The sequence below is a fragment of the Nocardioides sp. P86 genome, from assembly GCF_023712465.1.
GTDB classification, from domain to species: domain Bacteria; phylum Actinomycetota; class Actinomycetes; order Propionibacteriales; family Nocardioidaceae; genus Nocardioides; species Nocardioides kribbensis.
Window position 1 is genome coordinate 1,179,503 of sequence record NZ_JAMAYE010000001.1, and the last position, 11,634, is coordinate 1,191,136.

Consider the following 11,634-nt stretch of genomic DNA (forward strand, 5'->3'; position numbering starts at 1 on the left):
CTGCCGGGCGGTCTGGGTCAGCCCGTGGTGGGCTGGGGGTCGCGCCCCTCGACCAGCTCGGTGAGCTGCTCGGCGCGGTGGGTGCGCAGCTGGGCGATCTCGGCCTCGAAGTCCTCGGCGGACTCGAAGGCCTTGTAGACGCTGGCGAAGCGGAGGTAGGCCACCTCGTCGAGCTCGCGCAGCGGCGCGAGGATGGCCAGCCCCACCTCGTGGGCGGGGACCTCGGCCTGGCCGAGGCCGCGCAGGGCGTCCTCGACGGCCTGGCCGAGGCAGGCCAGGTCGTCCTCGGTGACCGGCCGGCCCTTGCAGGCCTTGCGGGCACCGGCGACGGCCTTCTCGCGGTGGAACGGCTCGGTCGCGCCGGAGCGCTTCACCACGGCGAGCGGCATGAGCTCGACGGTGGTGAACCGCTCCTTGCACGCCAGGCACTGCCGACGCCGGCGCACCGAGCCGCCGTCGTCGCCGACCCGCGAGTCGAGGACCTTGGTGTCGGCGTGGTGGCAGAACGGGCAGTGCACGACAGGTCTCCTCTCGGACGGGTCGAACGGACGGTGCGGGACGGCTGCGGGAGCGTGGCGGCGCGCCTGTGACACCCTCGTCGGATGGCCAGGAGCTGTGGATAAAACGCCCGGTCATGTGGAGAACACCGGGCCTGTTGTGAACCATCCACCCTGGCGCTGTGCACTAGATGTGGATAACTACATCCGTGTAAGTACTAGATGTAGGGGAACCGTACGCCCGTCGCGCACACCGCGCAACCTGTTCGGCGTGTCCCGCCGGGTCGCGTCGGGGGCTCCGCCAAACCCGCAGGTCAGCGGGGTGCGACGGTGACCGCACGGTGGCCGTACCGACCGCGGTCCGGGCGTGTCGCGGCTCCACGGGGCTCGATCGGGCTCCCCGTCCTGCCGCATGGGGTGAGCCGGTCGGCGCCCCGCTCGGCCTAGCGTCCGTGCCATGAGCGAGACGATGCGAGCCATGGTGGTCAAGGCCAAGAGCCAGGAGTTCACCCTCGAGGAGCGCCCGGTGCCGACCCCGGGACCCGGCGAGGCCGTGGTGAAGGTCGCCGCCTGCGGCGTCTGCCACAGCGACATGTTCGCCCGCGAGGGCGTCTACCCCGGCGTCAGCTTCCCCGTGGTGCCCGGCCACGAGGTCGCCGGCTCCGTGCACAGCCTGGGCGAGGGCGTGCAGGGCTGGCGCGAGGGCCAGCGCGTCGGCGTCGGCTGGTACGGCGGAGCCTGCGGCTGGTGCCGCCCCTGCCGGATGGGCGCGCTGATCGCCTGCGAGAACACCCAGATCCCCGGCGTCCAGCGCGACGGCGGCTACGCCGACTACGTGCTGGTGCCCGCCGCGGCCATGGCCGCCATGCCCGAGGAGCTCGCCCCCGAGCTCGCCGCCCCCCTGATGTGCGCAGGCGTCACGACCTACAACGGCCTGCGCCGCACGGGCGCGCGCCCCGGCGACCTGGTCGCCGTGCTCGGCGTCGGCGGCCTGGGCCACCTCGGCGTGCAGTACGCCGCCAAGATGGGCTTCCGCGTCGCCGCCATCGCCCGCGGCACCGAGAAGGCCGACCTCGCCCTGGGCCTGGGCGCGCACACCTACATCGACTCCACTGCCACCGACCCCGGCGAGGAGCTGGCCAAGCTCGGCGGCGCCCGCGTCGTGCTCTCCACCGTCACCAACGGCGACGCCGTCGCCTCGACCATCCCCGGCCTGGGCGTCGACGGCGAGCTGGTCGTGGTCGGTGCGGCCGAGCAGCCGATCCCCGTGCCGGCCGCCGCCCTCATCCCGATCAACGGCTCCGTGGCCGGTCACGCCTCGGGTACTGCGGCCGACAGCGAGGACACCCTGAACTTCAGCGCCCTCACCGGCGTCGAGGCGCAGATCGAGACCATGCCGCTGGAGCAGGCGAACGAGGCCTACGCCCGGATGATGGCCGGCGACGCCCGCTTCCGGATGGTGCTCACCGTCGGCTGACGACTCAGGCGCGACCGGCCAGCTGGGCCAGCTCGCGCCACCACGCGACGCGCGTGGGCCGACCGTCGTAGTCACGACGATGGTTGGCCCCGCTCGTCCCGGGCAGCACGAAGACCTGCGCGGTCCCGACGTACCAGTCGTGGGCGCCGAGACGGGGGTGCGCGCGTCGACCCAGCGCACGCGCGGCCTCGTGGGCGACACCCTTGCTGGTGAAGGCCAGCCAGTCGGGCCGCCAGCGCTCCACCTTGGCGACGAGCTCGTCGACCTCGACCCACCGCGGGTCCCAGTGGCCGACCAGGTCGGTCAGGCCGAGACCGAGGGTGGCCACTTCACGGTCCTCCTCCGGGCGCAACCGACGCGGCGAGAGACCGGACAGGTGCATCGACTCCCAGAAGGAGTTGCCGGGCGAGTCGTAGTAGTGCTCCCGGGTGCGGGTCGAGTCGGCGCCGGCCAGGCCGCAGAACACGATCGCCGGCTCCGTGGCCACGATGTCGGGGAGGACCTCCATGCCCCCACCGTGCCAGCCACCGGGTCAGGGCACCGGGTCAGGGCTTCGGGTCGACGGGCGCGACGCGATGGTGGTGTCGCGCTGCGAAGTCCCTGCCGATCGGACAGAATGAGCCCGTGGCGACAGCGGGCAAGCGAGCGGGCTCGCGCAAGGGCACCCGGGCGCCCCGCCAGCTGCGCCCGCGCCTGCTGGCGCTGGCCCTGGCCGTGACGGCGGCCGTCGTGGCCTGGGGCTACCTCGTCTACGCCGCGATCGACTTCGGCACCGCCGCCCGCGACGGCGACTCCGGCTCGTGGGCGTTCCTCGCCCTGGCCTCGGTCGGAGCGGTGGCGTGCCTCTTCGTGGGCCTCCTGCTGGTGGCACGCCTGCTCCGCGAGCTCGGCATCACCACCGCACCGACCGGTGCCGCCCCGGACGGCAGCGGCGGCGAGGACCTCGAGCCGGCCGCGCCCCGCCCGCCCGGCGGGCGCCGCGCCGCGCGCTGACCGGCCGGCAGCACCCCTGGACGGCAGAGGAGGGCGGGCCCGGTGGGGCCCGCCCTCCTGCACTTTCCCCGCTGCTCACCGGCCGGGGTCGAGGCGACCGGTGATGTCGATGGGGGCGCCGACGACGGCGCCCGAGGTCACGCCAGCGGGATGCGCAGACGCTGGCCCGCGGCGACCATGCCGCCGTCGAGGTCGTTGAGCTGCTGGATCTCGGCGATGGTCGAGCGCACGTCACCGTCGTCGGCGACGTCGGCCGCGATGTCCCACAGCGTCTCGCCGGTGCCGACCACGATCACCTCGGTGGGCTGCGCCTGGGAGGTGGCCACCGACCCGGCGGCCAACCACACGCCGACGGCGAGGATGGCCAGGAGCGAGAGCGTGAACACCACGAGTCGCCCACGCCGGGTCAGCCGCACGTGGTGCGTGGCGACACGGGATGCGGCGGGGTGCTGGATCGTGGTGCTCATGGGGACCTCCTGGGGAAGGGGGCGGTCAGCCGTGGGGTGGAGCTCGAGGTGGACGAGGTGATGTCTAGTGGTGACCACCGACAGTCCTGGAGGACCGCCGTCGCGCACCGGCTCGACCACACGTTCGATCGAACATGTGTACGACGTTAGATCACGCGTTCGAACAGCACAAGGGGTCGAGCGAACATCTGTTCGACCGCCGGCCCGACACGGAGGCCCGGACCTGCTGCCCTGGAGCGGCGCGGACGGTCCGACACGCCGTTCGAACAGGTGTTTGAAACCCTCGGGGCCTCCTGGCATGGTGAGCACATCGCCCGACCGGGCGACCAGCGACACCGATCGGTGGCACCGACCAGCGGAGAGGCAGACGATGGCGACCAAGGACACCCGGGGGCGGACCGGGGGCGGTCCCACGCAGGGCCCGACCGGCGGCACGGCGGACGGCACGGTGACCGAGCTGCCCGACGGCGCGCCCAACGCCACCGGCCTCACGCCGCGGCAGCTGCGGGTGCTGGCCACCATCCGCGACGCGATCGAGAAGCGCGGCTACCCGCCGAGCATGCGCGAGATCGGCAACGCGGTCGGCCTCACCAGCACCTCGAGCGTCGCCCATCAGCTCAAGGTGCTCGAGGAGAAGGGCTTCCTCAAGCGCGACCCCAACCGCCCCCGGGCGCTGGAGGTCTTCCTGCCCGAGGTGATGGCCGCACGCCGGTCGATCTCGGCGGCCGAGGAGAGCGGCTACGACGAGACCGGGGTCGGCGACTCCGTGCCGGCCGCCACCTACGTCCCGGTCGTCGGCCGGATCGCGGCCGGCGGCCCGATCCTGGCCGAGGAGCAGGTGCAGGACGTCTTCCCCCTGCCCAAGCAGCTCGTCGGCGAGGGGCAGCTCTTCCTGCTCGAGGTCGTGGGCGACTCGATGATCGACGCGGCGATCTGCAGCGGCGACTACGTCGTCATCCGCAAGGAGCAGACCGCCGACAACGGCACCATCGTCGCCGCCCTCATCGACGGCGAGGCGACCGTGAAGACCCTGCAGCGCAAGAACGGCCAGGTCTGGCTGATGCCGCACAACGAGGCCTACGACCCGATCGACGGCACCCACGCCACGATCCTGGGCGTCGTCACCGCCGTCCTGCGCAGCGTCTAGCCCGAGGCGCACCCACCCGGGACACCCGGCGCCGGCCCGTCCTCCCCCACGGAGGGCGGGCCGGCGTGCGTGTCGGCGACCCGTGAGAGCCTGGACGGACAGCCGGAACCCTCGACCCACTGGAGTGCCCGACGTGCGCCTTCGTCCCCTGTCCGCCCTGCTCCTCGCGGGCGCCCTGTGCGTCCCGGTCCTGCCCGGCACGGCCGTCGCAGCCCCCCAGGTCGACCTCCCCGGGGTGCCCGGGCTCCCGGGGATGCCTGGACTGCCGGGCCCGGACGAGACCGGGACGCCGGACGAGCAGGCCCTCGCGGCCCTCCAGGTGGTCGAGACGCTGGTCGACCCGGCGACCAGCCCCGCGGAGGCCCAGCAGACCCTGGCGCAGGCCGGCGAGGCCGACCTCACGGGTGCGCTGCGCGACCTCGCGCTGAGCATGGACGCCCTCTCCCCCGACGACCGCGCGGAGGCCGCGGCCTACCTCGCCCGGCCGACCGACAGGCGCGGTGACGGCTACCTCGACTACGAGGGCGACGCCGTGCGGCGCATCTGCACCGACGACCTGTGCGTGCACTACGTCGTCGGCGGCGCCTCGGGCAACAACGTGCCGGCCAAGGACGCGAGCGGGGGCGCCGGTGGTGCGGGCAACGGCGTCCCGGACTACGTCGACTTCGCACTCTCGACGCTCCAGGACGTGCACGACACCTACGCCGGCGCGGGCTACCGCACGCCGCTGCCCGACGGCGCCAAGGGCGGCGACGCCCGCACCGACGTCTACCTGGGCGACGTCGGCAGCATGGGCTTCTACGGCTACTGCACCTCCGACGACGACGTGCCCGACGACGCGCGCGACGTGCCCGCCTACTGCGTGCTCGACAACGACTACCGCACCGGGCAGTTCCCCACGAACCTGCCGACCGAGAACCTCCAGGTGACCGCGGCGCACGAGTACTTCCACGCCGTCCAGTACGCCTACGACGCCGGCGAGGACGGCTGGCTCATCGAGGCCACCGCCACCTGGGCCGAGGACGAGCTCTTCGACTCCGTCGACGACAACGTGCAGTACCTCGCCGACAGCCCGCTCTCCCACCCGCGGCAGTCGATGGACCGCGACGAGGACCTCGCGGTCTACGGCGACTGGATCTTCTTCCGCCACCTCACCGAGCGCCACCCCGCCGCGGTCGGCGGACTGCCCGTGCTGGTGCGCACGATCTGGGAGCGCGCCGGCGCCGCCGCCGGCGACCGTGACGAGTACTCCACCCAGGCCGTCGAGCAGGTGCTGCGCCGCCAGCACGACGTGTCCCTGAGCGAGTCCTTCGCCCGCTTCGCCGACGCCAACCTGCGTCCCGGCCGCGCCTACGCCGAGGGCAGGGCGCAGTCCTACCCCAAGACCCCGCTGTGGAAGCGCACGACCCTGACGGGCTCGAAGCGCTCCGTGGGCGCCCAGCGGGTCTACCTCGACCACCTCAGCAGCGCCAGCCAGCGCTTCACCCCGGGCGCCGGCCTCGGGGGCGGCTGGCGGCTGCGGCTGTCCCTCGACCTGCCGTCACCGACGCGCGGCTCTGCGGCGGTCGTCACCGTCGTGCCCACCTCCGGCACCCCCTCCACCCGGGTCCTGCGGCTCGACCGCGCCGGCGACGCCGTCACCCGGGTCGGCTTCTCCTCGGCCCGCACCTCCTACGTCGAGGTCACGCTGGTCAACGGCAGCGCCCGCTACCGCAACTGCAGCAACGGCGGGACGAGCACGTGGCCCTGCGGTGGTCGCCCGGTCGACGACGGGCTCCGCTTCACCCTCACCGGGAGGGCCGTCCCTGCCGGGTGACGGGACCGCGCCCGGCAGGTGAACGATCGGTGCGGGTAGCCGCGAGGCCGTCACGGCGCCGCCACCGCGTCGTTGAACGAGACGTGACCACGAGCGAGACCACCCCGCAGTCCTCCCCCGTGCCTGACTCGACCGGCCCGGCCCCGCGCCGGCGTACGGTCCTGGCCGGGGGCGCGGTCGGCGTCGGCGCCCTCGGCCTGCGCGTCGGCGCCGACCGCGCCACCGCGGCCCCCTCGCGGCCCGCGGCGCGCCGCGCCCGCGTCTTCCGCCACGGGGTCGCCTCCGGCGACCCGCTGCCCGACGCCGTGGTGCTGTGGACCCGGGTCACCCCGACCCCGGGCAGCACCCCCGGCTCGGGCCGGGGCCCCTCCGTCGAGGTGGTCTGGGAGGTCGCCACCGACCCCCGCTTCCGCCGCGTGGTGCGCCGCGGACGTGTGCGCACCGGGCCCAGCCGCGACCACACCGTCAAGGTCGACGCCACCGGCCTGCGCCCGGCGACCGACTACTACTACCGCTTCCGCCTCGACGGCCAGGCCAGTCGCACCGGTCGCACCCGCACCGCTCCCGCGCCCCAGGCCTCCCCCGACCACCTCCGCTTCGGCGTGGTGTCGTGCGCCAACCTCCAGGCCGGCTTCTTCTCCGCCTACCGCGGGCTCGCCGCGCGCGAGGACCTGCACGCGATCGTGCACCTCGGCGACTACCTCTACGAGTACGGCCCCGGTGAGTACGGCATGGGCGCGGACAACGTCGACGTGCGCCGCCACGTGCCCGACCACGAGATGGTCTCGCTGGCCGACTACCGCCAACGCCACGCGCAGTACAAGCAGGACCCCGACCTCCAGGACGCCCACGCCCGCTACGCCTGGATCGTCACCTGGGACGACCACGAGGTCACCAACGACCAGTGGCGGGGCGGGGCGGAGAACCACACCCCCGGCACCGGCGAGGGCGGTGAGGGCGACTACCGGCGCCGGCGGGCCCGCGCCCACCGCGCCTACGACGAGTGGATGCCCGTGCGCCTGGACGGCACGGCCGCGCTGGGCGACGGCGCCCGGCTCTTCCGGCGGCTGCGCTTCGGCACGCTGCTGGAGATCAGCATGCTCGACCTGCGCACCTACCGGGACCAGCAGGTGGCCACGCCGGCGGTCGACCCGGCCGTGAGCGACCCCGACCGCACGATCACGGGCGCGCGCCAGATGGCCTGGCTCAAGGACTCCCTCAGCCGCGACCACCGGCCGCAGTGGAAGGTCATCGGCAACCCGGTGATGATCGCGCCAGTGACCTTCGCCGACCTGCCCGACGCGCTGGTCCAGCCGGTCAACGACGTGACGGGGCTGCTGCCCGGCGACGGTGCGCCCTACAACGTCGACCAGTGGGACGGCTACACCGCCGACCGCCGTGAGGTGCTGACCCACCTCGACGACCACCAGGTGAAGGACACCGTGTTCCTCACCGGCGACATCCACTCCGCCTGGGCCTGCGAGCTGCCGCTCGACACCTCCACCTACCCGGTGGTCGGCGACTCCCTGGGTGTGGAGTTCGTGTGCACCTCGGTGACCTCCAACAACCTCAAGGACATCACCGGCACCCCGCCGGACACCACCTCCACCCTGGTCGAGCAGGTCATCCTGGCCAACAACCGCCACATCAAGTACCTCGACTTCGACGACCACGGCTTCTCGGTCCTCGACGTCACCCCCGCCCGCGCCCAGATGGACTGGTACGTCATCGGGGCCCGCGACGACCGCGACACCGCGATCACCTGGTCGGTCTCCTTCGCCACCGCCGCCGGCACCAGCCGGATCGAGCAGGTCGACGCCCCCGTCGGGGGTGACGCCTGATGTGCACACCCACCCCCCACGCCGACCACCACGACAGCCACGAGGAGCGCCCCTTCGCCCGCGGCCTCGGCGAGCTGCGCACCGGTCGGCGTACGGCGATCACGGCCGGCGCCGCCGGACTGCTCTTCTCCACCCTCGCCGGCACGCAGGTCGCCCGGGCCGCCGGCGGGGCCGACACCCGCAGGCGGGCCTACGTGCTCGTCGTCGACGGCTGCCGGCCCGAGGAGATCGACAGCGGCCTGACCCCGAACCTCCACGCCCTGCGCGGCGGCGGACTGCGCTTCCCGCGCGCCTCCTCGATGCCGGTCATGGAGACCATCCCCAACCACGTGATGATGATGACCGGCCAGCGCCCCGACCGCACCGGCGTGCCGGCCAACGCGATCCTCGACCGCGAGCTCGGCGCGATCCGCAACATGGACCGCGCCAGCGACATCAAGGTGCCGACGGTGATCGAGCGGCTCAACCGCCGCGGCCTGCGCACGGGCATGGTGCTGTCGAAGGAATACCTCTACGGCGTCTTCGGCGAGCGCGCCACCCACCGCTGGGAGCCGATGCCGATCGTCCCGGTGGCCGGCTACGCCCCCGACGTCTTCACCATGCAGGCCACGCTCGCGATGCTGGAGGAGTTCGACCCGCACCTGGTCTTCGTCAACCTCGGCGACATCGACCGCTTCGGCCACTCCGACCTCACCGGCACGACCCTCCAGCTCGCGCGCCGCACCGCACTGGCGGCCACCGACGCCCTGGTCGGTCGGTTCGTCGAGGAGCTCAAGAGCTCGGGCCGCTGGGAGCACTCGATGCTCGTGGTGCTCGCCGACCACTCGATGGACTGGTCGCTGCCCACCCAGGTCGTCTCGCTGCAGGCCCCGCTCGAGGCCGACCCCCTCCTCGCCGGCAACGTCGTCATCGCCGACAACGGCGGCGCCGACCTCGTCTACTGGACCGGCCCGTCGAGCCGGCGCGCCGAGGCCGTACGCCGCATCCGCGCGATCGCGGAGGAGACCGAGGGCGTGCTGAGGGCGTGGGACCGCCGCGCCGAGTGGCTGCGCCTGGGTCCCGAGGCCGGCGACGTCGTGGTCTTCTGCCGGGCGGGGTGGCGCTTCAGCGACCCCGACCCGCTGACCTCCAACCCGATCCCGGGCAACCACGGCCACCCGGCCACCCGGGCCATCCCGTTCTTCCTCGCCGGCGGCCACCCGCGGGTGCCGCGGGGGAAGGCGTCCTCGGCCCACGCCCGCACCCTCGACGTGGCCCCCACCGTGGCGTCGTTCTTCGGGCTGCCGTCGGGCGCGGCGCTCTACGAGGGTCGCGCCCGGATCTGAGCCCTCAGCCGGCGGCGAGGCGCGCGAGGGCCTTGCGGACCACGGCCGGGTCGGTCGTGGTCCACATCGGCGGCAGGCTGGCCTTGAGGAAGCCGCCGTAGCGGGCGGTGGCCAGCCGGGGGTCGAGCACGGCCACGACGCCGCGGTCGCTGGTGGTGCGGATCAGCCGGCCGGCGCCCTGGGCCATGAGCAGGGCGGCGTGGGTGGCGGCGACCTGCATGAAGCCGTTGCCGCCGGCCTTGTCGGCGGCGCGCTGCCGGGCGCTCATCAGCGGGTCGTCGGGCCGCGGGAAGGGGATCCGGTCGATGAGCACGAGCTGGCAGGTCTCGCCGGGCACGTCGAGGCCCTGCCACAGCGTGAGCGTGCCGAAGAGGCAGGTGTGGGGGTCGGAGACGAACTGCTTGGCCAGCTCGGGCAGCTGGGCGTCGCCCTGCGCCAGCGTGGTCAGGTGCGGCAGCCGCTCGCGCACCGCCTCGGCCGCGGCCTCGGCGGCCCGGCGGCTGGAGAAGAGCCCGAGGGTGCGGCCGTCGGCGGCGTCGACGAGGTCGACGATCTCGTCGAGCTGGGCCTGCGCGAGACCGTCGCGCCCCGGGGGCGGCAGGTGGCGGGCGACGTAGAGGATCGCCTGCTGGCCGTAGTCGAAGGGGCTGCCGACGTCGATGCCGCGCCAGGGCAGCGCTCCCGAGCCGGTGACGTCGCTGCCGACGTCGACGCGCTCGGAGGGCTTGAGGCCCACGCCGGTCGCGACGTTGTTGAAGTCGCCGCCGAGCATGAGGGTGGCGCTGGTGAAGACCACCGTCTTCTCCGAGAGCAGCTTGTCACGCATCGGGCCCCACACCTGCAGCGGCGCGACGTGGAGCCGCGGAGGGATGCGGGAGGCGCCGGCCTGGCCGCCCTCATTGAGCCAGAGCACGTCGTGCTCGGAGAGACCCGCCATCCGCTCGGCGGTGGTGAAGACCTCCTGCACCGAGCCACGGGCCTGCGCGCGCCCGGCGTCGCCGCCCTCGCCGGCCTCCTTCTGCTCGCGGGGGTAGGCCGACAGGCAGGTGCGCGCGGCGTCGCGCACCAGCTCGAGGGCGTCGCCGAGCCGCTGCGGCAGCTGCTCGAAGCGCCCCGGGGTGGAGGCGTCCATGGCGTCGCGCAGCGCGCCGGCGGCGTCGGCGAGGTCGTCGGCCTCGCTGCCGTCGACCCAGCGCTGGGAGCGGCGCGCGGCGCGCTCGACGTCGCCGACGGCCAGCTCGTCGGTGGCGGCCTGGGTGACCCGGGCGGTGAGCTCGTGGGCCTCGTCGATGACCACCGCGTCGTAGTCGGGGATCATCGGCACGCCCTCGATGGCGTCGATGGCCAGCAGCGAGTGGTTGGTGACGATGAGGTGGGAGCGCTGGGCCTTCTCGCGCGCGAGCTCGACGAAGCACTCCTGGCCGAAGGGGCACTTGCTGGCGCCCAGGCAGTCGCGGTGGCCGACGCTGACCTGGCGCCACTCGCGGTCGGTGTGGCGCGGCGCGGCGTCGCGCTCGCCCGACCCGCCCTGCTCGGCCTCCTCCTCGGCCCAGGCCCGCAGCTCGAGCACCTTCTGGCCCATCGAGCCCTCGGGCATCTGCACGAGCGCGCCCTGGTCGTCGGGCACCCCCTCGCGGATGCGGTGGAGGCAGGCGTAGTTGGAGCGGCCCTTAAGCACGGCGTAGGAGGTGTCGACGCCGGGCTGGTCCTTGACCGCCTCGACCAGGCGGGGCAGGTCGCGCTCCACGAGCTGGTGCTGCAGGGCCAGGGTGGCGGTGGCGACGACCACCCGGCCGTCGTGGACCAGGGACGGCACGAGGTAGCCCAGCGACTTGCCGGTGCCGGTGCCGGCCTGGACGAGCAGGTGCTCCTCCGACTCCAGCGCGCGCGAGACGGCCTCGGCCATCTGCACCTGACCCGCCCGCTCCTGCCCGCCGAGCGCGGCCACGGCCGCCGACAGCACCCGGGTGACCGCGCGGGCGTCGCCGGGGCTCGCGGCGGGCGCCGCGGGGGCGGTCTGGCTGGGGGCGGGGGTCTGCGGCACCAGAGAACCCTAACCGCGCTCGCCGAC

General features: G+C 74.0%; 10 protein-coding genes. 6 read left to right on the plus strand and 4 right to left on the minus strand.

All coding sequences use genetic code 11. The annotated features are described in order from the left end of the window. Window positions 1–17 precede the first annotated feature (17 nt). A complete protein-coding gene (nrdR, locus tag M3673_RS05520; protein ID WP_056904883.1) occupies window positions 18–518 on the minus strand; it encodes a transcriptional regulator NrdR in 501 nt (166 codons plus the stop codon). Window positions 519–954: 436 nt separating this feature from the next. Here nrdR and M3673_RS05525 point away from each other — a divergent pair, with 436 nt between their 5' ends. Further along, on the plus strand, window positions 955–1,974 hold the full coding sequence (locus tag M3673_RS05525; RefSeq protein WP_251532507.1) for an alcohol dehydrogenase catalytic domain-containing protein: 1,020 nt from the start codon (window positions 955–957) through the stop codon (window positions 1,972–1,974). Window positions 1,975–1,978: 4 nt separating this feature from the next. Here M3673_RS05525 and M3673_RS05530 read toward each other — a convergent pair whose 3' ends face one another. Then, window positions 1,979–2,482 (minus strand): mismatch-specific DNA-glycosylase, encoded by a 504-nt coding sequence (locus tag M3673_RS05530; protein ID WP_251532508.1) that lies wholly within the window; start codon window positions 2,480–2,482, stop codon window positions 1,979–1,981. A gap of 116 nt (window positions 2,483–2,598) precedes the next feature. On the opposite strand from M3673_RS05530, the gene M3673_RS05535 reads away from it, so the two are divergent. Then, window positions 2,599–2,967: a hypothetical protein gene (locus M3673_RS05535; RefSeq protein ID WP_056904885.1), complete on the plus strand. Its 369-nt coding sequence runs from the start codon at window positions 2,599–2,601 to the stop codon at window positions 2,965–2,967. A gap of 137 nt (window positions 2,968–3,104) precedes the next feature. Here the strand turns inward: M3673_RS05535 and M3673_RS05540 are convergent, their stop codons facing one another. Then, window positions 3,105–3,434 carry a LysM peptidoglycan-binding domain-containing protein gene (locus M3673_RS05540; protein ID WP_056865751.1) on the minus strand — a complete coding sequence of 110 codons (330 nt, stop codon included), beginning with the start codon at window positions 3,432–3,434 and terminating at the stop codon, window positions 3,105–3,107. A gap of 370 nt (window positions 3,435–3,804) precedes the next feature. On the opposite strand from M3673_RS05540, the gene lexA reads away from it, so the two are divergent. The 4 genes from lexA to M3673_RS05560 all read left to right on the plus strand — a co-directional run bounded on the left by lexA (window position 3,805) and on the right by M3673_RS05560 (window position 9,563). Beyond that, window positions 3,805–4,581, plus strand: a complete 777-nt coding sequence (gene lexA, locus M3673_RS05545; RefSeq protein WP_251532509.1) for a transcriptional repressor LexA — start codon at window positions 3,805–3,807, stop codon at window positions 4,579–4,581. Window positions 4,582–4,714: 133 nt separating this feature from the next. Then, the gene (locus tag M3673_RS05550) at window positions 4,715–6,397 is read left to right on the plus strand and encodes an MXAN_6640 family putative metalloprotease (protein ID WP_251532510.1); all 1,683 of its coding nucleotides are present in this window, start codon (window positions 4,715–4,717) and stop codon (window positions 6,395–6,397) included. A 119-nt stretch (window positions 6,398–6,516) separates the two neighbouring features. After that, window positions 6,517–8,238, plus strand: a complete 1,722-nt coding sequence (locus tag M3673_RS05555; RefSeq protein WP_251532511.1) for an alkaline phosphatase D family protein — start codon at window positions 6,517–6,519, stop codon at window positions 8,236–8,238. Beyond that, window positions 8,238–9,563, plus strand: coding sequence for an alkaline phosphatase family protein (locus M3673_RS05560; protein WP_251532512.1), 1,326 nt, complete (start codon window positions 8,238–8,240; stop codon window positions 9,561–9,563). The genes M3673_RS05555 and M3673_RS05560 overlap by 1 nt, the downstream gene beginning before the upstream one ends. 4 nt (window positions 9,564–9,567) lie before the next feature. Here the strand turns inward: M3673_RS05560 and M3673_RS05565 are convergent, their stop codons facing one another. Continuing rightward, window positions 9,568–11,610, minus strand: coding sequence for an ATP-dependent DNA helicase (locus M3673_RS05565; protein ID WP_374108188.1), 2,043 nt, complete (start codon window positions 11,608–11,610; stop codon window positions 9,568–9,570). Window positions 11,611–11,634 lie beyond the last annotated feature (24 nt).

What these genes read in the sequence shown, in the direction of transcription:
- M3673_RS05525 (WP_251532507.1), top strand. Translation starts at nt 955, where the DNA reads ATGAGCGAGACGATGCGAGCCATGGTGGTCAAGGCCAAGAGCCAGGAG.
- M3673_RS05530 (WP_251532508.1), bottom strand. Translation starts at nt 2,482, where the DNA reads ATGGAGGTCCTCCCCGACATCGTGGCCACGGAGCCGGCGATCGTGTTC.
- M3673_RS05540 (WP_056865751.1), bottom strand. Translation starts at nt 3,434, where the DNA reads ATGAGCACCACGATCCAGCACCCCGCCGCATCCCGTGTCGCCACGCAC.
- lexA (WP_251532509.1), top strand. Translation starts at nt 3,805, where the DNA reads ATGGCGACCAAGGACACCCGGGGGCGGACCGGGGGCGGTCCCACGCAG.
- M3673_RS05560 (WP_251532512.1), top strand. Translation starts at nt 8,238, where the DNA reads ATGTGCACACCCACCCCCCACGCCGACCACCACGACAGCCACGAGGAG.